This window comes from Pseudonocardia sp. T1-2H (assembly GCF_038039215.1).
In the GTDB taxonomy this organism is placed as follows: domain Bacteria; phylum Actinomycetota; class Actinomycetes; order Mycobacteriales; family Pseudonocardiaceae; genus Pseudonocardia.
Genome location: NZ_JBBPCL010000003.1, coordinates 14,648 through 33,252 on the forward strand (window position 1 = coordinate 14,648; position 18,605 = coordinate 33,252).

The 18,605-nt window shown below is 71.0% G+C and carries 22 protein-coding genes and 2 pseudogenes; 13 read left to right on the forward strand and 11 right to left on the reverse strand.

Features of this window, described 5'->3' with window-relative positions; genetic code table 11:
* Window positions 1-25: 25 nt before the first annotated feature.
* From WBK50_RS33620 to WBK50_RS33635, 4 genes are all read right to left on the reverse strand, one after another.
* Window positions 26-1,072, reverse strand: coding sequence for a helix-turn-helix transcriptional regulator (locus WBK50_RS33620; protein WP_341339785.1), 1,047 nt, complete (start codon window positions 1,070-1,072; stop codon window positions 26-28).
* A 515-nt stretch (window positions 1,073-1,587) separates the two neighbouring features.
* A complete protein-coding gene (locus WBK50_RS35550; protein ID WP_445942420.1) occupies window positions 1,588-1,782 on the reverse strand; it encodes a sigma-70 family RNA polymerase sigma factor in 195 nt (64 codons plus the stop codon).
* Complete coding sequence (locus WBK50_RS33630; protein WP_445942421.1) at window positions 1,779-2,267, reverse strand: sigma factor; 489 nt, start codon at window positions 2,265-2,267, stop codon at window positions 1,779-1,781. Before WBK50_RS33630 ends, WBK50_RS35550 begins: the two co-directional genes overlap by 4 nt.
* Window positions 2,268-2,520: 253 nt before the next feature.
* A complete protein-coding gene (locus WBK50_RS33635; RefSeq protein WP_341339786.1) occupies window positions 2,521-3,285 on the reverse strand; it encodes an MFS transporter in 765 nt (254 codons plus the stop codon).
* A 26-nt stretch (window positions 3,286-3,311) separates the two neighbouring features.
* Between WBK50_RS33635 and WBK50_RS33640 the strand changes: the two genes are divergently transcribed.
* Complete coding sequence (locus tag WBK50_RS33640) at window positions 3,312-3,548, forward strand: hypothetical protein (protein WP_341339787.1); 237 nt, start codon at window positions 3,312-3,314, stop codon at window positions 3,546-3,548.
* Window positions 3,549-4,243: 695 nt separating this feature from the next.
* Complete coding sequence (locus tag WBK50_RS33645) at window positions 4,244-5,128, forward strand: hypothetical protein (protein WP_341339788.1); 885 nt, start codon at window positions 4,244-4,246, stop codon at window positions 5,126-5,128.
* A 635-nt stretch (window positions 5,129-5,763) separates the two neighbouring features.
* Here WBK50_RS33645 and WBK50_RS33650 read toward each other — a convergent pair.
* From WBK50_RS33650 to WBK50_RS33660, 3 genes and pseudogenes are all read right to left on the reverse strand, one after another.
* Window positions 5,764-6,674: pseudogene (locus WBK50_RS33650) on the reverse strand (helix-turn-helix domain-containing protein).
* Complete coding sequence (locus tag WBK50_RS33655) at window positions 6,626-7,186, reverse strand: DUF6879 family protein (protein WP_341339790.1); 561 nt, start codon at window positions 7,184-7,186, stop codon at window positions 6,626-6,628. Before WBK50_RS33655 ends, WBK50_RS33650 begins: the two are co-directional and overlap by 49 nt.
* A complete protein-coding gene (locus WBK50_RS33660) occupies window positions 7,180-7,497 on the reverse strand; it encodes a hypothetical protein (RefSeq protein ID WP_341339791.1) in 318 nt (105 codons plus the stop codon). The genes WBK50_RS33655 and WBK50_RS33660 overlap by 7 nt, the downstream gene beginning before the upstream one ends.
* 336 nt (window positions 7,498-7,833) lie before the next feature.
* On the opposite strand from WBK50_RS33660, the gene WBK50_RS33665 reads away from it, so the two are divergent.
* From WBK50_RS33665 to WBK50_RS33695, 7 genes are all read left to right on the forward strand, one after another.
* Complete coding sequence (locus WBK50_RS33665) at window positions 7,834-8,055, forward strand: hypothetical protein (protein ID WP_341339792.1); 222 nt, start codon at window positions 7,834-7,836, stop codon at window positions 8,053-8,055.
* Between the two features lie 20 nt (window positions 8,056-8,075).
* Complete coding sequence (locus WBK50_RS33670) at window positions 8,076-8,390, forward strand: hypothetical protein (protein ID WP_341339793.1); 315 nt, start codon at window positions 8,076-8,078, stop codon at window positions 8,388-8,390.
* On the forward strand, window positions 8,381-8,569 hold the full coding sequence (locus tag WBK50_RS33675) for a hypothetical protein (protein ID WP_341339794.1): 189 nt from the start codon (window positions 8,381-8,383) through the stop codon (window positions 8,567-8,569). The genes WBK50_RS33670 and WBK50_RS33675 overlap by 10 nt, the downstream gene beginning before the upstream one ends.
* A gap of 458 nt (window positions 8,570-9,027) precedes the next feature.
* Window positions 9,028-9,717 carry a hypothetical protein gene (locus tag WBK50_RS33680; RefSeq protein WP_341339795.1) on the forward strand — a complete coding sequence of 230 codons (690 nt, stop codon included), beginning with the start codon at window positions 9,028-9,030 and terminating at the stop codon, window positions 9,715-9,717.
* On the forward strand, window positions 9,714-10,787 hold the full coding sequence (locus tag WBK50_RS33685; RefSeq protein ID WP_341339796.1) for a type IV secretory system conjugative DNA transfer family protein: 1,074 nt from the start codon (window positions 9,714-9,716) through the stop codon (window positions 10,785-10,787). The genes WBK50_RS33680 and WBK50_RS33685 overlap by 4 nt, the downstream gene beginning before the upstream one ends.
* On the forward strand, window positions 10,670-11,401 hold the full coding sequence (locus tag WBK50_RS33690) for a type IV secretory system conjugative DNA transfer family protein (protein WP_341339797.1): 732 nt from the start codon (window positions 10,670-10,672) through the stop codon (window positions 11,399-11,401). The genes WBK50_RS33685 and WBK50_RS33690 overlap by 118 nt, the downstream gene beginning before the upstream one ends.
* Complete coding sequence (locus WBK50_RS33695; RefSeq protein WP_341339798.1) at window positions 11,401-12,267, forward strand: hypothetical protein; 867 nt, start codon at window positions 11,401-11,403, stop codon at window positions 12,265-12,267. Before WBK50_RS33690 ends, WBK50_RS33695 begins: the two co-directional genes overlap by 1 nt.
* A gap of 262 nt (window positions 12,268-12,529) precedes the next feature.
* Here WBK50_RS33695 and WBK50_RS33700 read toward each other — a convergent pair whose 3' ends face one another.
* Together WBK50_RS33700 and WBK50_RS33705 are read right to left on the reverse strand one after the other, a co-directional pair.
* Window positions 12,530-12,985 (reverse strand): type II toxin-antitoxin system death-on-curing family toxin, encoded by a 456-nt coding sequence (locus tag WBK50_RS33700; protein ID WP_341339799.1) that lies wholly within the window; start codon window positions 12,983-12,985, stop codon window positions 12,530-12,532.
* Window positions 12,986-12,987: 2 nt separating this feature from the next.
* Window positions 12,988-13,194, reverse strand: coding sequence for a DUF6290 family protein (locus tag WBK50_RS33705; protein WP_341339800.1), 207 nt, complete (start codon window positions 13,192-13,194; stop codon window positions 12,988-12,990).
* A 1,136-nt stretch (window positions 13,195-14,330) separates the two neighbouring features.
* On the opposite strand from WBK50_RS33705, the gene WBK50_RS33710 reads away from it, so the two are divergent.
* The 4 genes from WBK50_RS33710 (at window position 14,331) to WBK50_RS33725 (ending at window position 17,370) form a co-directional block, all read left to right on the forward strand.
* Window positions 14,331-14,639 carry a hypothetical protein gene (locus WBK50_RS33710; RefSeq protein ID WP_341339801.1) on the forward strand — a complete coding sequence of 103 codons (309 nt, stop codon included), beginning with the start codon at window positions 14,331-14,333 and terminating at the stop codon, window positions 14,637-14,639.
* A gap of 37 nt (window positions 14,640-14,676) precedes the next feature.
* Entirely contained in the window at window positions 14,677-15,711 is a 1,035-nt protein-coding gene (locus tag WBK50_RS33715; RefSeq protein WP_341339802.1) for a hypothetical protein, read from the forward strand.
* A gap of 330 nt (window positions 15,712-16,041) precedes the next feature.
* A complete protein-coding gene (locus WBK50_RS33720) occupies window positions 16,042-16,485 on the forward strand; it encodes an Hsp20/alpha crystallin family protein (protein WP_341339803.1) in 444 nt (147 codons plus the stop codon).
* Between the two features lie 255 nt (window positions 16,486-16,740).
* Window positions 16,741-17,370, forward strand: coding sequence for a hypothetical protein (locus tag WBK50_RS33725; RefSeq protein WP_341339804.1), 630 nt, complete (start codon window positions 16,741-16,743; stop codon window positions 17,368-17,370).
* A 74-nt stretch (window positions 17,371-17,444) separates the two neighbouring features.
* On the opposite strand, the pseudogene WBK50_RS33730 reads toward WBK50_RS33725, so the two are convergent.
* Together WBK50_RS33730 and WBK50_RS33735 are read right to left on the reverse strand one after the other, a co-directional pair.
* Window positions 17,445-17,756: pseudogene (locus WBK50_RS33730) on the reverse strand (ATP-dependent DNA ligase); the annotation flags it as partial.
* A 120-nt stretch (window positions 17,757-17,876) separates the two neighbouring features.
* On the reverse strand, window positions 17,877-18,149 hold the full coding sequence (locus WBK50_RS33735) for a hypothetical protein (RefSeq protein ID WP_341339805.1): 273 nt from the start codon (window positions 18,147-18,149) through the stop codon (window positions 17,877-17,879).
* Window positions 18,150-18,605 lie beyond the last annotated feature (456 nt).

Here is an 18,605-nt window from a genome sequence, read left to right on the forward strand (position 1 = left end):
CGCCACGGGAGCCCCGACGACGTGGTCAGGTCGTCGAGTCTGCCGCAGGCAGCAGCCGCAGGCCCTGCTCGACGGCGCACCGTGTCGCCGCCGCCCTGCTCTGCACCTCGAGCTTGGTCAGAACGTGCTCGACGTGGTGTGCCGTGGTGCGGGCGCTGATGCCGAGCCGCCGACCGATCGCGACGTTCGCGAGCCCCTCCGTGAGCAGGGTCAGGACCTGCATCTCCCGCAGCGTGAGCCCATGGGGAGCCGGCACCGGTCGTACGGACACGAGCGTGCCGCCCTCGACGGCCGCGAGCTGGGTCTGGAACCATCCGGCGGCCCGGCACAGGTGGAACCGTGCCTGCAACACGCCCGGGTGGCTCTCGCGCCAGGCCACGATGCCGGCCACGAGGTCGGGGTCCCCGTCGAGTTGAACGGGCGGCTTCCGATCGGGGACCGGAACCAGCGTGCCCTTGCCGCTGACGACGACGGCCGGGACGTCGGGCGCACGGTCGCCGAGCAGGAACGACAACCGCCTCGTCACGTCCGTCGCCGCCGCCAGGACCGGCGCCACGTGATGCAGTGCGGCGGTCGTGCCGGGGGCCGGCCGGCCCTGCTCGTAGGTGTTGAGGTGCAGATCGCCCGTGTAGCGGCCGTCGGTGCTCACCAGGCGAGCGGTCGCGCCTCCGGCGAAGCCGGCCGGCCCGAACACCTCGGTGACCGAAGGGCTGCGCTCGTAGTACTCCAGCTCCACGTCGCACCAGGACCGGGCCCGGCGCTGCGGCCGGCGCACGAGCAGGCGATACCCGACGTCGTCGACGAGGAATGCCGGAGACGTCAGGTAGTCCAGTACCTCGGGCCGGTACCCGACGGAGCCCAGCACGACGTGGCTGCCACGGAACGGGTCGAAGGAGACCAGGGTCGCCGCCGCCACCGGCAAATGCCTGCAGAGCTCCTCAAGCACCGCGCCCGCCACGGCGCTCGGCGACGACTGCTGCGCGGCAGCAGCGATGCCCATCGCGAGAGCAAAGTCGACCGTCACCCCGTCGGCGCTCGGCACGCCGGGCGGGACCACATCCGGTTTCTGCACTCACATCACCTCGATGGCGATCGAGATCCGGGAGCTGCCCCGGTTCTCCGGGCGGTGGACTTCGGGTCGCCCCTGACGGCCCGCCGCGACACAGCGGTCAGAGCATCGTGAGGAAGGTCGTCGTCATGAACTCACTCCGGACCGGGTGAGCAACGGGCTCGATGCGGATCACGAGCGGCTTCCGGCCGCTTACCCGGTTCGCACGGGTGCCCTCGACGGCTGCGCCCCGGCCGTGACCGCCACGATCGGTGCGTACTCGAGACGTTCATGAGACTCCGGGGGTGCGGACGAGTGATTCCGACACCGTGGCCTTGTGTGTGGGCGCCGTCAAAGGGCGTTCTCGTTTGATGCGGATCTTGCGCCGCGGATTCTCGTTCGGCTGCCGGCACCGGTGATCGCGTTACGGTTCCGCCGGGGCCGCCGATAGCGCGAATCTCGTGGCGACACGGCGCTGCGGATGCCCGCACGAGCAGCGCACCACCGCGGATCGGTTTCCTACCGGTGGGCGAGCGGGTTCAGCTGCGTCCCGCGGGGAGCAAGGCGGCGGCGAGCGCCTCCGCACGGAACTCGATCCACGGCGTGGTGCTGAGCAGCCGGGAGACGTGCATCTGGGAGAGCCCGACCCGCTCGGCGATCTGGGTCTGGGTGAGGTCCTCGAAGAACCGCAGCGTCAGAACGGTGCGTTCCCGAGCCGGGAGGGCCTCGATCATCGGACGAAGGACCTCGTGCCGTTCGACGTGCTCCAACCCGGTGTCGAGCCGGCCGTAGGTCTCGGCCAGCGGCTGCCCGTCCTCCCGTAGGGGCGGTCGAGCGGGACGCTGTGCTGGCTCTCCCGCGCGCCGAGTGCGTCGATGACCTCGCCGACGGGGACGCCGAGCTCGGTAGCGAGCTCGCTCGGCCTGGGCGCCCGCCCCAGCCGGTGCGACAGGGGCTCGGTGCAGCGGTTGATCCGGACGCTGAGTTCTTTGAGCCCGCGCGGTACCCGGGTGAACCAGGTCCGGTCGCGGAAGTAGCGGCGGATCTGCCCGGTCACCGTCGGGATCAGGTACCCCAGGAACGTTCCGGGTCCGCGGGCGGCGTCGTACCGGTCGATCGCGTTGATCAGGCCGATCGTGCCGACCTGCTCGAGGTCCTCGGCGATGCCGTGGCGGTTGTAGCGACGGGCCAGATGCCGCACCACCGGCAGAAAGCCCATCACCAGCTCGTCCCGCAGCCGGGCACGGTCCGGATGGTCCTCGGGAAGGGCACGACGGCACCACCCCGCATCAGTTCCAGTGTGGGGGCGACGAGCCGTCGCGGCTCATCGTCACCATCGCCCCCGCCATCTGAGGCCTACGGCCGAGCTGCTGAGCATCGACCACGTCGCGTCCAGTCCGGGAAACCCTTGCCCAGATAGTCTCGAGGATGTCGGCGCGCTACGCGGCAGGTCCGCCTGATTTCCCGGCATCTCATGCCTCCTGTGGTTGGGTCGGTGCCGGCACGACCGGCGGGGTGGGGGACCGGCGGACCCCGCAGACGAGCAGGGCGCCGATCAGCGCCACACCCGCGAAGACGAAGAAGATCCGGGTCAGGGGCAGCCCCGACGTGATCAGCAGACCGCCCAGGACCGGTCCGAGGATGCCGCCGAACCGGCCCACGCCGAGCGACCAGCCGATCCCGGCTGCCCTCGACTCACCCGGGTAGTAGCCGGTGATATAGGCGTTGAGCAGGGTCTGGGTGCCGATCGTGCCGTAACCGCCGATCGCGAAAAGCACATAGAGCGCCGCGAAGTCGAATGTGCCGGCCAGCAACGCGACCGAGGCGGCGGCCAGTGCGAAGGCCGTTGCGACGACCGGTTTCGGGCCGAACCGGTCGGCGGCCCGGCCACCGACGAGCAACCCGGCGATAGCTCCGACGTTGAAGACGAGCAGGAAGCTCAGCGCCGAGCCGAGCGGGTAGCCGGCCTGCCGCATCAACTGGGGCAGCCAGGTGTTCATCGCGTAGACCAGCAGCAGCGAACAGAATGCCGTCAACCAGAACAACACGGTCGGTCGTGCGTAGTCGCGGGTGAACAGCGTCCGGACGCCACCCCAGCCCGCGCTCCGGCGCGCTCGCGCAGGCGGCTCGGGCAGTGCCACGCCCAGCCGCTCGGCCAGGGCCCGTGCCTCGTCCAGACGGCCCCGGGAGACGAGATGCTCCAGGGACTCCGGCAGGTACCTGACCGCGGGGCCCATTCACCCCAATCCCGCTGACCAACCACGTGACACTTCAGTTCCTGACCGATCAAAACGTGCGTCCGCAGCACTGCGCGTTCTTGATGAGTGCCCCTGAGTTCGACTCCGCAATGGACCGCACAACAATTGCCAGGCTCACCTACTGGGCCGACCCGTTCCAGCAGTGCGAGAATGAGATTCACGAGGGTCCGGACGGACGGAAGGCCTACTTCCTGGACCCCTCCGGCCACCTCATCGAAATCCTCGCTCCGCCGTCAGGGTGAAGAAGGCACCGGGTGCGCAAGCGCCCACTGAACTGGGACTTCTACATGCCGAAGCATGTCCTGGGTCGCCCACCTCGAAAAAGCGACAAAGCGTGGTCTGACATCGGCTCCTTCGCGCCGACCAGAACTACGGGCGCCACGGACCCCATTTACTCAGGCGCGCAAACGAGACAGCTTGCGGCTCTGGGAGCCTGGCGTGTATGGAATTGCGGACCGACCTCAGTGGGGCACAGCCGCAGGGAATAGACACGAAGGGGTGAGCACGATGGACAGGCGGAAGACCAACGGAGGCAGACAGGGCGACAGCGTCGTTATGCTGTGCGAGCGATGCTTCATTCCAATTCAAGACAATGAACCAGTAGTGCGGGACGCCCTTCGCCAGGGCGTCGACTCGGATGGGGTCGCGTATTGGGTATACAGCTACCGCCACCTCGAACGCTGCACCACACTGCCGCGCGTCTCACAGGATCTGGACACTGGCGAATGGGACCCGCGGCGCGGAGTCGGCGCCCTCCGGAGACTTTACGACGCTATGTAACGCCAGATCGGATCGCGTGGCTCGAACGGGTCGGCACAATCAGGGACGGGCCTTCGGTCCAGGCTCAGTCTCGTTCACGCTGCTGTCGACGCGGTCGATGTATCAAGACAACCCGTCGGCTCCTCTTGTGCCTGGAGCCATCACGAGGGGATTGAACATGCCTGAGATCGCTGACCTTCCTGAGCGCTTCCTGAAGCGCCATGAGGACTGGCATATGGCCAACCATGACATTCAGGCGCCGGGGTTCGGGGTGGGCTTGCTGGACTTCCACCGTGACCTGGTTGCGGACGTGCTGGCTTGGATGCGCGACACCGGCCACGACGTGAGCACCGTGCAGCCCTGGGCGGCCATCCCGAACGAACTGACGGCCGACCAAACCTTCTCCCCACGGAGGAAGGAGGCCGTGCGGCGGATCACGCAGCGCGCCTACACCTTTCGGGATCTTGACGATTTCGGCCTCTTCCTCACCAGTGACACCCGTTCCGCGAACCTGCACTTATGGTTCCACGACGTCACAATGGCCGTGTACCAGGACCCCCTTGTTCGGCCGTTCGCCACCTCACCAAAGAGCACGTACTTCTACAATTTTCACGGACTAATACAGAATTGGCGCCTCGCCGTTGAGCGCTCGCTGGTGTCGCCACGGCCGGTGGATTGGGAACAGCTCCTGGCCGGGGAGCGACTCTACGACAACGATGTGATCACGGCGACAATCACACCGAACGCCATGACTCCGGGACCCAACGGCGAAACAGCTGTGGATTTCGTGCTGACCAGCACCCTCTGGTGGGGGAAGTGGCTCAACGTCCCGGATGGCGAGGGAACCGGCGCCAACTGGACGATCAGTACTGGTGCGCCGTGGTTCGGCGGTCGAAAGACTGTAGACAGCGTGGCTCTCTGGTCGCACCAGGTCCGCAACGGTCAGCTACTGACGTTCAGCAAGGCGAAAGGCCTCGGCGTGGCGTGGCCCGTCTACCAGCTCGGCGGACTGGAGAGCCTGCAACCGAACTCGCGGGTGACCTTGACATGGGTGGAGGACTGACATCGGCCGTGGGATGGTTCGTGGGATGAACACGCAGCCATGGGTGACCCGGACGCGAACCATGACACGGTCGGCGAGCAGGTAGAACACGCGGGCACTTCGGAGTGCTTGACTCTGCCCGGCCTCTCAAAGCGGCTTCCAGGCAGATGGAGGTCGGGGGGCAGAGGCAAGCCGACCGCCAGCGGCAGCAGCGTGGCGGCCCCACGCGTTCAGATCTTCCATATTTGTTATCTCAAGGCGGCGCCTCCGGCGCCGCGCGGCCCTGTGTTGCGATGGCCGTTCTACAAGAGAAGCACTCATCAACTTTCGATACTCCGCCTGTATGCCGTACGGCAGGATGCTGTTCAAAGGCGCTCCGCTGGCGATTCGACGAGAACTCGATTGTAATAGATCCTGCAACACTCAATGGAACGTTCTAACAGTGACGCTCGATTCCCGGCCATTTCGTATTCCTCGCGTTGATTTTGAGCAGCGACTCGGATTAACTGATGGGACCTTAGGCAAGATGTGGGGATGGCGATTAGGCGTAACGCCTTCATGTTACCCATATTGGTCGACTTCGCGAATTGCCAAGCCTATGGATTTACCTGAATCAATTAGCTTGCTAGTCCCGGGCGGCCCCGCTCAGCGGCGGGTCAACGCCGAGTAGTCAGCCCGGATGCGGTCCAGGCTCCGGCTAAGTCCGTTCCGGTCGACGCCAGTGTCGTCAAGTCCACGAAGAGCTTCTCGTACTGCTCAAGGTCTCGACGATCGGTGATGAGAGCGGTCGCGGTCTCCGTACCCACGACTGCAGCTCGGTCGTCGTAGAGATCCCATCCGTGCATCGGGAAGACGGTGCTGGGCGTCGTCCACTCAATCACTCCCACACTCACGTGCGGCAGCTTCGCCACTTCGCTGATCCGGTCGAGCTGCCGCACCATGACCTCGGGGAGAGGGCCATCCACCGAAGCGCCCCTTCGCTGACCAGCAGGGTGAACCGCCGCTGATCGCCGCGCAGGAGGAGCTGGCGCTCTATCCGTGCTTCCACGGCCTCGTCTAGATCGCGCCCGGTGATCAGGCCGCCTGCACCGAACACCGCGCGCGCGTACTCCTCGGTCTGCAGCAGACCTGGCACGACGGTGGGGGTGAAGGTGCGGATGTGTTGCGAGCCTTCCTCGAGGCGGCCCACCCGGCGCTGGAAGTCGGCCGCGCCACGGCTCAGGACAAGCCGCGAGGGGATGTTCTGCTCGCGAACCGCGTCGAGGTCCGAGGCCAGCCGAGCCACCTCGGCCTGCGTCTCGGGGTCGGCGCCGAGCGCAGCGGCATAGCTTTGCGCCTGCGCCGGATCGGGAGCGTTCCTCCCGCGCTCCCACCGGGAGACCATCGGCTGGGAGATCCCGGCACGTTCGCCGGCAGCGACGCCGGTGATGCCGGCGTCGCTGCGGAGCTGGCGGAGCAGGCGGGCGAGCGTTGTTCGCAGCTGCTCCTCCTCGTCTGCCACGAAGGGGGGCCTCTCTGTCAGGCGGCGGACCGACCGCGATGGTGCTCCGGGTGGGCCGCCCACCATTCGGCGAACGGCTCGGCCAGCGTCCACGCGGCGTCGGCCACGGACTTGTACTTGCTCATCTGCCCGGCGTCGACGATCTCCGCCCCGACGAACTCGTCGTCGTCGCTGTAGATCATGCGGAGCGCCTGGCGGCCGTCGATCAGGAAGAAGTCGCCGATCTCGCGCAGGACCTCCGACCCCTCGGGGGCGTTGGTCAGGTCGAGGATCCGCACGTCCTCTCCGGCCTCGACGAGATAGGTGTAGCCCCACTCGCACTCGTAGCGCTGGTACTCGCTCAGGGGCGCGTGCAACACGTTCACCCGCCGCGAGATCAACCCCGACTCGCGCTCCCTGCGCACGTGCTCCAGCCATTCGGCCTTGCCCGGCGCGGACGGCTCTGCCTCGCCACGGAGGTAGCGGCTGTAGTCCTCACCATCAGAGTCGACGCTGTAGGCGGTGCGGGTCTCGAGCCTGAAGAGGTCGGCGCGGAAGTGCTCGTCGATGAACTCGCCGAGCTGGTCTTCGGTCAGCATGTTGCCGTCACCTCCGGGAGGACGGAGCGGGGAGCGCGGACCACGATCTCCCACTCGGGGACGCGGAGCTCGTCGAGCACGGTCAGGTCGGTGACCCGCTGTCCGGGAACCAGCACCTGGTCCGGTCCGTGCGCTTCGAGGTGGCTGACGTCGCAGCCCCAGGTCAGCGTCGTGGGAATCCGTACGACGGCCTCAGCTCCGCTGGAGCTGGCCATCCGGCCCTGGAAGAGCAGTTGTCCATCCTCCGTCTCCGCGATCTGGGGACAGGTACGTCCGTTGGCACACTCGGTTCGCAGGACCGTGATCTTCATGGGCTCCCCTCCCAAAGGACCGTGGCACCTGCAGTCTCGCGAGGCCAAGGCAGTCTAGTCAACGCATCAGCGTGAATTATTCCAGCTCGCGACTTGCATTATGCACGTCTGTAGCGTGCATAATACTCGTGGGACGGCTGCGCGGCTCCTCTCCGCTGCTGCTTGACCAAGGCGCCCCGGTAGGCGCTGCAACGCCTACCGGGGCTGTGGATCGCACACCAGGACCTTGACGACCAGGAGGAACGATCCGTGTCCATCTTCTCGCGCCGCACTGGCGACGTGACCTTCACCCGCGTCGGCTGGTTACCCGCCCTCGGAGTGGGTTCCGTCGTTGGCATGACCGCGGCGGTCTGCGAGCTCAGCACCACAGCGGAGACCTTCACCGGCACGGCGGCCATCGGTGGCCCGCTCGCCTACGGCGTCATCCGGCTCTCGGTCCGCGAGCTGCGCATCCGCCGCCGGCTCCGCGCCCTCGGCCGGGTTCCCTCCCCGTCGACGGCCCGGCGACCGGCGGCGCCGGTGTCGGCGGGCGTCGTTGTGCTGCGGGGTGCGCAGTGACCGGGCGAGATCGCCCAGCCGTGCCGGCAACCACCCTGCTTCCCGCCCACGACGATCACGTCGGTCACGAGATCAGCGACGACGAGTTCGTGTCCGGCTCCCGCAGTGGCGGGAGCTACCGGGCGCTCTGCGGCGAGCAGATTCTGGCTGCGCCCCTCGAGGTGGCGCCTGCCCGGCGGTGCTCCCGATGCGCCGCCGCGGTCGCAGCGCACCTGGCCCCGGTTGTTGATGACGACCACAGCCGCCCGCGGCGGCGCAGCGTCGCCGAGCTGCTGCGCGGCTGCGCGCTGGTGGTGCGGTGCGCGACCCGCCGGGGGCCGGCGATATGGGCCTGACGACCGCGGCGCTGCTGGTCTGCACCGCGTGCAGGCACGCATTCGCCCCGGCCGCCGAGCAGTGGGCCGATCTGACCGTGACCGGCTGCCGCCGCTGTGGGGGATGGACCTGGATGGCCTCCACCGCCCACGACCTCATCCCGACCCCGCGACCTGCGGAGGAGAACCCCGATGTCTGACCTGTCGACCGGAGCCCTCGACCGCTGGCTCACCCCGCCGCCGCCGCCGTTCCCGCGCAACGGATCGCGTCCACCGCTTTCCCTCACGTCCCCGCCGGACGGCGAAATCGAGCTGGCCGATCCGGCCGCGCCCGTGCCCGTGCCCGTGCCCGCGGAGCCTGAGGCCGGCGAGCCCGACACTCGGCTGGTCGCGATGGAGCGCAAGCTCGTCCTGTTGCGCGGGAAGGCCACGCTGCAGCGCGACCCGGCATGGCTCGACGTGCTCTCCCCGGTGGAGGCGCTCCGGGAGCGGACGGCGGCGATCCGGATTCGCGGGATGCGGCGGCGCCAACAGGTCGCCTCGGCCACCACCCAGGTCCGGCTGTCCGGCCGGGAGCGCCGCGCCGAGCAGGAGCTCGCCCGCCTCGAGCTTCTCCGATCAGCTCTGGCAGCGCCGCGCCCTCGCCCGCCGGGACCGGATGCTCGACCCGGTCGCACGGCTGGCCGCGCAGCAGCGCACCGCACGCCTGGTGGCCCAGGTTCTGCAGCTCGGTGCGGTCGCCGGCCTGGTCTGGACCTCGGTCGGGGTGCACGACGCCCTCGTCGGCCCGGACGGCTCACCGTTGGCGTACCTGGTCGAGACCCTGTTCGCGCTGCCGCTGCTGGTGCTGATGACGCTGCGGGCCCGCGCCGCGCAGTGGGGCCGCGCCTTCCCGTCCAGGGACCACCAGAGGAAGGTCTACGCCCTGGAAGGGGCGCTGCTGTTCGGCTCGATCGCGATCAACACCAGCCCGGTCCTGCCCGGGATCGGCGTCTGGCGGGACACCACCACGCTGCTCGCCCACCTCGGCCCGCCCATGCTGGTGCTGGTGGTGATCTGGCTGCACGCCATGACCACGGCGTTCTTCGCCCAGCTCCTGGCCGACGCCCACGTCGATGTCGCCGACGGCGGCCGCACCCGCCTGTCCGCCGACACCCGGAACGTGGTCACGATGGTCCAGAAGATCCACACCGCCCGGTCCAAGGGCGATCTCCCGGACTGGGAGGACACCGGCCTGCCCAGCGTCTCGGCGATCGCCCGGTATTTCTCCTGCGAGAAGCTCAAGGCCCAGCAGGCCCACGACGTCCTGGAGCTCATGCGGCCCACCGCGGGCGGGGAGACCCGATGACCTCCCCGCCCGCGGCCCCGCTCAGCCCTACACGCAAGGCCGTAGAGCGGAGCATCGCGGCCCTCACGGCCGTCGCAGTCGCTGCGGTGGCCCGTCCAGCGCTGGTCATCACGCTGCTCGCCGTCGCCGCGATGCTCGGCGTCGCGGCGCTGCTGTGGCGGTTTCGGCCGAGCGCGCGGCTGCGCCGCCGGATCGGGACCGACGGCTGGCTCGACGTGCGCGAGTACCGCGCCACCGCCGGCCCGGCGGCCGTGCGCGGGGGGCGGCGCCGCCCCGGCCTGCCCGCCCGGCCGGTCTCGGCCGCGGGCGCGCGTGTCGGCCGGCTGGTCTCCGGCCCGGCGATCCTGCGCCGGCGCCCGGTCTACACGCCGTGGAAGCGGGGCGTGCTCGTGCTGGGCCCGCAGGGCTCGGGGAAGAGTTCGCTGCTGGTCGGGCCGATCCGGGAGTGCCCGGGCCCGGCCTATGTGACCAGCACCAAGACCGAGCTCGTCGACATGACCGCCACCGATCGCGCCCAGCTCGGGCCGGTGCACGTCTTCAACCCCACCGGCCTGGGATCCGTCGCCTCGACGCTGCGCTGGGACCCGGTCGCCGGCTGTGTGGACCCGGCGACCGCGGATGCCCGGGCGCGGGCGCTGGTCCGCGGTGGGGGAGGGGCCACCGGCACGCAGAACGCGGACTTCTGGGCGGCCAAGGCCGCCGAGATCCTGCGCTGCTACCTGCTCGCCGCGGCGTTGGAGGGTCACGGGATGGGGCAGGTCATGGCCTGGGCGCTGCACCCGCAGGACCGGACCCCGGCCGGGCTGCTGTCCCAGTACGGCACCCACGTGCCCTCGGGGTGGCTCGGCACGCTCGAGCAGAACCTGGCCGCGGCACCCAACACCCGCTCGGGCTACTTCGCCGCGCTCGCCCCGGCGGTCGCGTTCATGGACAACCCGACCGTGGCGAGGGCGTGTCGCCCGGGCGCGGGGAGGGCTTCGACATCGCCGCCTACCTGCGCTCGCCGGGCACCCTCTACGTCATCGCCGGGGAGGGCGACCAGCGGATCGCACCACTGCTCACCGCGCTGACCGAGGCGGTGTTCAGCACCGCCAAACAGGTCGCCGCGCTCAACCCAGCCGGGCAGCTCGACCCGCCGCTGGGCCTGTTCCTCGACGAGATCGCCAACATCACCCCGGTCCCGCTGGACAACTGGGCCGCGGACTCCCGCGGCTGGGGCATCACCGTCTGGGCCGTCGCCCAGGACCTCGCCCAACTGGAAACCCGCTGGGGCCGCACCCGCGCCCACACCATCTTCGCCAACCTGCCCACCCGGATCGTCCTGCCCGGGGTCGCCGCCCGCGAGGACCTCGAGCACCTCGCCTACCTCGCCGGGCACCGCACCGTGGTGCAGACCAGCGAAGGCCGCAGCGACAACGGTGACGGGCGCTGCACCCGCTCGCGCAACCAGTCGAAGGCCCGTGAACCGGTGGTCACCGGCCATACCATCTACGGGCTGCCCCGCTGGCACGCCTACGTCCTCGGGCTGGGCACCAAGCCGGCGATCGTCCGGTTCGAGCCCGGCTGGCGCCGCCGCCGGCGCCGGCTCCACCCGGTCCCGTCTGTCCGTCGACCGGGGGAAACCGAGCGCGTCGCACCGGTCACCCTCACCGCCGTCCCCGACCCGGTGGAGGATGCCGCCTGATGAACGACTCCACCCCACCCGGCCCCGACGACCCCACCGGCGTTGACCCCACCGACGCCCCGACTGGCCCCGGCGGGCCCGCCACCGCGCCCGACGGCGGGCCGCTCAACCGGCGCCCTGGCGCCGGGGAGACCACCTGGATCGTCGAGCTGCGCCGCCTGCGCACCGGGATCACCGACCTCCGGTCGCGGGTCGAGGGCCTCGCCGGGCGGGTGGAGGAGTTCACCGGCCACCACAACGACCTCGCCGCGGTCGTCTCCGAGCAGATCGCCCCGGAACTGGCCGCGCTGCGCCAGTTCACCACCGAGGAGCTCAACCGCCAGGCCGGCCAGCTCGACGAGGTCCTGACCACCCTGCGCCGGGAGGACAACGCCCCGGTCAACTGGCCGGCCCTCACCGCCGCGCAGGCCCGCGCGCAGTGGCCGATCCTGGCCCAATGGATCGCCGAGGTCCTCGTCCCCTGGTACGAGATCACCCGCGACGAGCTGCCCGACTGCTGGGCCTTGCACCGCCCCGCGCTCGTCGAGCTGTCCTGGCTGCGCAGCGCCCACGTCCAGGCCCACCTACGCTCCTCGGCGCCCAGCGTGGCGGGGGAGTGGCACCTGCGCTGGCGCCCGGCCGTCATCGAACGCCTCAGCAAGGTGATCGACCGACACCTCTGCCGGCCCGGCGAGCACCTGGTCACCGAGGACCAATCCCAACGGCAGACACCGCCGCCCCCACCTGCCCGGCCCGGCGAGCCCGTCCGGCGGCCGGTCCCCGCGGGCCGCCAGCTGGCGCTGCCCGAGCACTGGAACGCCAACTACGCTGCCGCTGTCGAGGCCGATCTCGCATGGCGCTCGCAGCGCGAGGCCAATCAGGCCTAGGGCGGCCCGACCCTCCCGGGCTACCGGCCGGTGGCTTCAGCTCACGCCGCCCCTCATCCGGACACAGGCACCGATAGTTTCGTTTCCGAGACCCCGCGGTCGGAAAGATCGGGGTCCGGATTCCCGGTGGGCTGCTCCACCCCGTGGTCGACGTCGGGCGTCGGCGCCGGGGTGTGGCAAAACCCGCCCCCCGGACGAGACCCCGGCGAGGAGAAGCCGCGGCGGCTCCGGTGATCCCCTACGCCAGCGGCGTCGACTGGGGCTAGTCCGGGTCGCGGTACAGCTCGGGGCTGTCCTCGGGTGAGAGCCGGGCGTCGGGCAAAAATCCCTCGCTCGCGAGGGAGCTGAACTGGTGCAGCCGGGCGACGATCTCGTCCACGTTGGGCAGCTTCCCCTCGGCGATGTCGACGATCAGGTCCACGGCCTCGTCCTGACTTGGGCTCAACGTCACCCCGTTGAGGTCGCAGAACACCCAGGTGGCCAGCCAGCCCAGGCGCTTGTTGCCGTCGACCAGGGCGTGGTTACGCACCAGGGACTCGCACAGGGCCGCGGCCTTTCCCAGCACCGTCGGGTAGGCGTCCCGGCCGAACACCGAGGTGCGGGGCCGTGCGGCGGCGGACTCCAGCAGGCCATAGTCGCGCACCAGCACCCGCCCGCCCAGCGCGATCTCGGCGATCTCCACCAGATCCTCCAAATCCAGGAAGATCGTCTCGGGCACGATCACAGGCTGCCCAGTCGCTCCAGAGCCTCGCCGTAGAGCGCGGCGCCCCGCTCGGCCGAGGCGACCACCTTGGCCTTGTGGGCGCGCCGGCTGATCTGCTCGCGGACCGCACGCCGCGCGTAGTCGTTCATCGACAGACCCTCGGCCTCCGCGGCAGCGCGCAGCGCCTCTGTCTCCTCGTCGGTGAACCGGACCGTCATCGCCATGTCCCTCATGGTACGACAGTGATACCACTGCGGGCGAGGGCCGCAACGCGGCGGCCGTGTTCCTACTCGGCCCCTACGACAAGGCTGCCCGCGGGGAGCCGCGGGCAGCCGTCGGGCCTGTAATGCGCGAGCCGCCCTGACCGCTCAGTGCCGGGCCCGGACTGGGTCGGCGATCAGCCGAAGATCGGCTGGAGCGCCACGTCGAAGGGCAAGCGGCACGCCAGCGTCGCGGTGGCGACGAGGGCAACGAGTAGGCAGGTCCAGCGGATCAGACGCACCAGCCGATCGGCACCGCCACGTCGGCGGCCAGCAGCACGGGCACCCTCCCGTCATGTGGCGGGGTCGGGAAGACCCGGGCATCGGCGCGTTCACCATCGGGAACTCTCGCCCGTTCCGGTCCGCGCAGCGCCCCGCTGTGGTGCGATGTGCCCGCGACAGAACCGCCCGTGGTCCGGCTCGGCGATGTCCTCGACACGCTCGGGATCGACCCCGACGCCCCGGCCGACGCTGACGATTTCGGCACCGTGACTGCGCTCGTGTACCGCCGCACTGTTGAGGCCGCAGAGCGCGCGCGGCCGGTCCTGGCTCGCTGTACCCGTCCCGCCGTGCCTGCGGCTCGTCGAGCCGTGAGCCGGACGCCGCGCGATCATTCCAGGGTGAGCGAGACCGGCGAGTCAGTCTCATCGCCGCGGACCGTCGACTTCCTGCTCCTGCGGTGCGACACCTCGACCTGGTAGAAGTCCGAGCCTCCGGGACCTTCTCGACACGAACGGGAAGTTGGCACGACGTCCCGACGAGTGACCTGTTCGCGGCCGCCTTGTCGGACGAGTACACGCCAATCAGGGCGTCCGACGTCTTCACCCGCGTCCGGAGGTCGCTCCGCGCTGGTCGAGCCCGGTTCTCGTAGATCGTCGGGAGGTCTACGCATAAGGAGAAGTGGTGGGCGCCCCGCCGCTGATGTGCCGGTAACCCGGCGGTGCCACGGTGCGGACACAGCCCCGGGAAGGCCCGCGTATTGGGTAAAAGCCTTCTGCTTCAGAGAAGGGGTGTTCTCCCGGGTTGACCCCGGGCCCGGGCTATCCAATTACGTAATTCGATGTCAAACTCCAATTACGTAATTGGTGAAGGGAGCTGGGATGACCCGGTCCGAGGGCACGTCACCTGCCGCGCCGCCGGTCCCGGAAGCGGCCGCGGGCGGGGCCACCGCGGCCCGCCGGGCCTGGGTCGCGGCCGCCCGGGCGCAGGCGGCGCGGTGTCGGGCCGGGCTGCGCGCCGGCGAGGACCGGTATCCGACGGGGGAGTGGGCCGCCCGGCAGCGGGAGGCCCTGGACGCGCTGCGGGTGCTGGCCGGGTTCCTCGAGCTGCACGCCGCCGACCCGATCGCCCAGGCCATCACCAGCCACCTCAGCCCGCCGGGCGCGGTCACCGCGAAGCCGGGGGCGTGAACCCTCGCCGTCGCCGGGCGAGGCAGGATCCCTCCCGATGAACGTCCCGGACCGCACCCCCCGCGACCCCGACCCGGAGGCCGGCCCCGGCGGGGCGCGGTTGTGCGGGTACCGGCACTGCCGGGCCCCGCTGCCGGTGGTGGCCGGGCGCGGCAACCGGGCCCGGTACTGCCCGGACGGCAAGACCTGGGGGGCCCAGGCGCTGAGCTGCAAGGCCGCCGAGGCCGCCTACCTGGCCGTGGCGTCGCTGCAGCCCGAGGACCCGGCCCTCAGCCCGGCCGCGGTCGACGCGCTGGGCGAGCGCCTCGACGCCGCGGTGGAACCGCTGCGCGAGGTCCTCGACGCCGTGCTCACCGTCCGCGGCCAGGTCGCGACCGAGACCCGCGCCGCGCTGGCCGCGCGGGACGCCGCACAGGCGGAGGCCGCGGACGCCCGCGGCGCCCGGCACGCCGCCGAGGACCGCGCCACCGCGGCCGAGGACGAGGCCAGCGCCGCCGCCGCCCGCGCCCTCGAGGCGGTGGAGCGGGCCGCGGCCGCCGACCGCGCCCGCGACCGGGCCGAACAGGACGCCGCGGCCGCCACCCGCGAGCAGCTCCGCGCCGACGGCCGGGCCACCGCCCTCGAGGAACGCCTCACCCGCGCCGAGGACCTCGTCGACGCCGCCGCCCAGGCCGGGGAGCTCCGCGACCAGGTCGCCGCGCTGACCGCCACCCTGCGCGCCCGCGAGTCCGCCCTGGAGGAGGAACGGGCGCAGCGCCGGAGCCTGGTCGAGGACCACCGCACCGAGCTGGCCGCCCGCGACACCGCGACGCCCGCGCGGCGCACCGAGCACCAGGCCGAACTCGACCGGATCCGCCGCGACACCAGCACCGCCCAACAGCGGGCCGCGGCCGAGCACGCCGAGACCGTCCGGCAGCTCCGCGCCGACCTCTCGGCCGCGGCCGAGCGCCGCGCCACCGAGCACGCCCGCCGGCTCGCCGAGCTGCACCACCAACTCGGCGCCGCCGAGCACGAGATCGAGATCCTCCGGGCGCGCCTGGCCACCGACCCGGCCGCCGCGGACAACCGGTGACCTGCCCCGCGGGCGGCTGGGGCGAGCGGCAGCGACTCGTCGTCCGATGCCGCCGATCCGGTGGTCCCGACAGGTCGGCTCGTGCGGCCCCGTCTCACCCTCCCGGGACCAGGCCTCGGGGGACGGCACTGCTGAACAATCACCCTCCCCGCGGGGCGGTCCCGGTAGCCCGACGGCGACACCAGAACGGCACCGCGCATCGGTGGGCGGCCCCGGCCGGGATGTGGATCCCGTCGGGTTGTGCGCATCGGGCAGGAACCGCTGCCCAGGCCACGGCAGCGAGTCACCGGTGATAGGCAGCGACGAGCAGAGGAGGACGCCATGTCATTGATGAGGTCCGACCCGTTCGCGGGTTTTGATCGGCTGGCGCAGCAGATGACGGGGGCGAGGCAGGGACCCCGGCCCATTCCGATGGCCGCCTTCCGCCGGGGCGATCAGGTCCTCGCCTACTTCGACCTGCCGGGGATCAACCCGGACGACGTGGAAATCACCATTGAGCGCAACATCGTCACCATCCGCGCCGAACGCCGGCCCGCCTACCAGGAGGGCGACGAGGTGATCGTCGACGAGCGCCCCTACGGAACCTTCAGCCGGCAGGTGTTCCTCGGCGACAGCCTCGACCTGGAGAAGATGACCGCCGACTACACGCAGGGCGAGCTGTGCCTCACCATTCCGGTCTCCGAGAAGGCCAAGCCGCGACGGATCAAGCTCCAGTCGAGTGATCAGGAACCACAGCAGGTCACGGCGAACACCACCGCAGGCGGCACCACATAGGACGCGGGGCCACACGCGTGGTGGGTCCCGACAACTGACGCCCAGCGCCACGCCCATCGCCGACAGGCGCCTGCGCCCGGCGGGGCAGGGTCGGGTGCCCGGCTCTTGCTCCGGCAAGACCAGGTCCGGTCCGTGATGCACGACGATCCTGGTGTGATGGGCCCGCGAGCCGAGCGGGCCACGGCGGCCCAGCGTGGGCATTCTCGCTCGCCGCCATCGTCACGCCGTGCTGACCGGACTTGGCTGGAGGTAGATGTGAGCACGACCGTACCGAGGCGGCCCAGCACGGTCCCGGTCCCGTATCCGGTCCGGCGGGCGGCCAAGGGGTCCCGGCTGCTGAAGATGATCGGGACTACCGACCCGAAACAGCTCGGCATCCTCGCGGCCGCCACCCGCGAGCAGCTGCGCGCCGACGGCCGGGCCGCCGCGCTGGTCGAGCGCGTCACCCGCGCCGAGGACCTCGTCGACGCCGCCGCCGCCCAGGCCGGGGAGCTCCGCGACCAGGTCGCCGCCCTGACCGCCACTCTGCGCGCCCGCGACACCGCCCTCGAGGAGGAACGGGCGCAGCGCCGGAGCCTCGTCGAGGACCACCGCACCGAGCTGGCCGCCCGCGACGCCGCGCTGGCCGCGCTGCGCACCGAGCACCAGGCCGAGCTCGACCGGATCCGCCGCGACACCGCCGACGCCCGACAGCGGGCCGCGGCCGAGCACGCCGAGATCATCGATCGGCTCCGCGCCGAGCTCGCCGCCGCGGCCGAGCGCCGCGCCACCGAGCACGCCGGCCAGCTCGCCGAACTGCACCGCCAACTCGGCGCCGCCGACCACCAGATCCAAGCCCTCCGCACGCGCCTGACCACCGATACGGCAATTGCCGAGCGCGGGTAACCGGTCGAGGAATGGCCTGCACTCGGTCTACGACCAGCCCGACGCCGCGAGACGACGGCGGTGTCGAGCTGGTCGAGGGCGGTGACGATCTCGGGGAAGTAGCGGGTGAGCGGGCGTTGCTGGCGGGACTGCAAGGCAACCCGATCAGAGCCTCGGTGGGCGATGCAGCGGAAGCCGTCGAACTTGGCCTCATAGGACCAGCCCCCACCCGGGACTCGGGAAGGCCGTCGGCGTTGACCGCGATCATCGGGCGCAGCGGAAACTCCACCCCCGCGATCCCCGCCGGTTGCGCAGCCATCCGGCGACGATAGGCAGATCACCACGGGTGGGAGACAGTGGACCGACCGTGGCCTCGCCCGTAGTCGGCAATGGACCCAGGGTGACACCCCCGCCGGGGCCGCGGCTGATCAGAAGGTGCAGGGCCGGCCACGCCCGCCGCGCCGCGGGGGCTCGGCCCGCGGACCGAGGCGACGGCGACCGAACGCGGCCCCCTGGCCGCCGGCAGGTCAGGCGGACCCGAAGTGAATCCGAGTCCCGGGCGGCGCCAGCACCTCGAGGCTCTCCACCGGCTCGCCATCAAGCAACACGCGGCCGGCGCGGAAATGCTCCTCGAGACGCTCGAGGGAGATCGGGGCGGCCAACATGCGGGACCGGACAGTCGGCTCGGTGGGGTGTTCCTCGCTCACGCCGCGGGCAACGCAGGAGACCCGCTCTACCATCTCGGCGTCGCGCTTCCCCCGTGGCAGACCGATCCGGATCACACAGCGGGGAACCTCCATGCCCGACGACCTCATGCCCGACGACCGCGACGCCCGTCTCGCCGAGCTTCGCCGGCTTCGCCTCGGCGACATCCTCTACCCCGGAAACTCCGGCTGCGCCGGCGCGCGCGGTGGCAGCGGGGCGCCCGGCCCGTGCCAGGGCGAGGTGACCGCGGCCGCGATGAAGCACCACCCCGGGCCCAAGCCACAGCGCGCCCGGATCTTCCTCTGCGACCTCCACGCCCCCTCGAGGCCGCCGAGCCCCTCACCGACGCCGACCGAGCCGAACTCGCGCGCCGGCGGGCAAAGGCCGCGTACTGGGCGGAAGTCTCGCCGCGGCAGCGCGCCGCGAACGGCATGGTCGGCTGGTAGCGCCAGTGAGCTCTTTCCATTTGGCGTCAGCCAGTCCGCGAAGGCTGATCATGCAGCGCCAAGGTGCCCGGGGGCACGCTGTCGCGGCCCCCGGCACCCCTGTGG

What these genes read in the sequence shown, in the direction of transcription:
- WBK50_RS35550 (WP_445942420.1), bottom strand. Translation starts at nt 1,782, where the DNA reads ATGATCGAGGCCCTCCCGGCTCGGGAACGCACCGTTCTGACGCTGCGG.
- WBK50_RS33630 (WP_445942421.1), bottom strand. Translation starts at nt 2,267, where the DNA reads ATGGGCTTTCTGCCGGTGGTGCGGCATCTGGCCCGTCGCTACAACCGC.
- WBK50_RS33635 (WP_341339786.1), bottom strand. Translation starts at nt 3,285, where the DNA reads ATGGGCCCCGCGGTCAGGTACCTGCCGGAGTCCCTGGAGCATCTCGTC.
- WBK50_RS33645 (WP_341339788.1), top strand. Translation starts at nt 4,244, where the DNA reads ATGCCTGAGATCGCTGACCTTCCTGAGCGCTTCCTGAAGCGCCATGAG.
- WBK50_RS33655 (WP_341339790.1), bottom strand. Translation starts at nt 7,186, where the DNA reads ATGCTGACCGAAGACCAGCTCGGCGAGTTCATCGACGAGCACTTCCGC.
- WBK50_RS33660 (WP_341339791.1), bottom strand. Translation starts at nt 7,497, where the DNA reads ATGAAGATCACGGTCCTGCGAACCGAGTGTGCCAACGGACGTACCTGT.
- WBK50_RS33665 (WP_341339792.1), top strand. Translation starts at nt 7,834, where the DNA reads ATGACCGCGGCGGTCTGCGAGCTCAGCACCACAGCGGAGACCTTCACC.
- WBK50_RS33675 (WP_341339794.1), top strand. Translation starts at nt 8,381, where the DNA reads ATGGGCCTGACGACCGCGGCGCTGCTGGTCTGCACCGCGTGCAGGCAC.
- WBK50_RS33680 (WP_341339795.1), top strand. Translation starts at nt 9,028, where the DNA reads ATGCTCGACCCGGTCGCACGGCTGGCCGCGCAGCAGCGCACCGCACGC.
- WBK50_RS33685 (WP_341339796.1), top strand. Translation starts at nt 9,714, where the DNA reads ATGACCTCCCCGCCCGCGGCCCCGCTCAGCCCTACACGCAAGGCCGTA.
- WBK50_RS33695 (WP_341339798.1), top strand. Translation starts at nt 11,401, where the DNA reads ATGAACGACTCCACCCCACCCGGCCCCGACGACCCCACCGGCGTTGAC.
- WBK50_RS33705 (WP_341339800.1), bottom strand. Translation starts at nt 13,194, where the DNA reads ATGGCGATGACGGTCCGGTTCACCGACGAGGAGACAGAGGCGCTGCGC.
- WBK50_RS33710 (WP_341339801.1), top strand. Translation starts at nt 14,331, where the DNA reads ATGACCCGGTCCGAGGGCACGTCACCTGCCGCGCCGCCGGTCCCGGAA.
- WBK50_RS33715 (WP_341339802.1), top strand. Translation starts at nt 14,677, where the DNA reads ATGAACGTCCCGGACCGCACCCCCCGCGACCCCGACCCGGAGGCCGGC.
- WBK50_RS33720 (WP_341339803.1), top strand. Translation starts at nt 16,042, where the DNA reads ATGAGGTCCGACCCGTTCGCGGGTTTTGATCGGCTGGCGCAGCAGATG.
- WBK50_RS33735 (WP_341339805.1), bottom strand. Translation starts at nt 18,149, where the DNA reads ATGGAGGTTCCCCGCTGTGTGATCCGGATCGGTCTGCCACGGGGGAAG.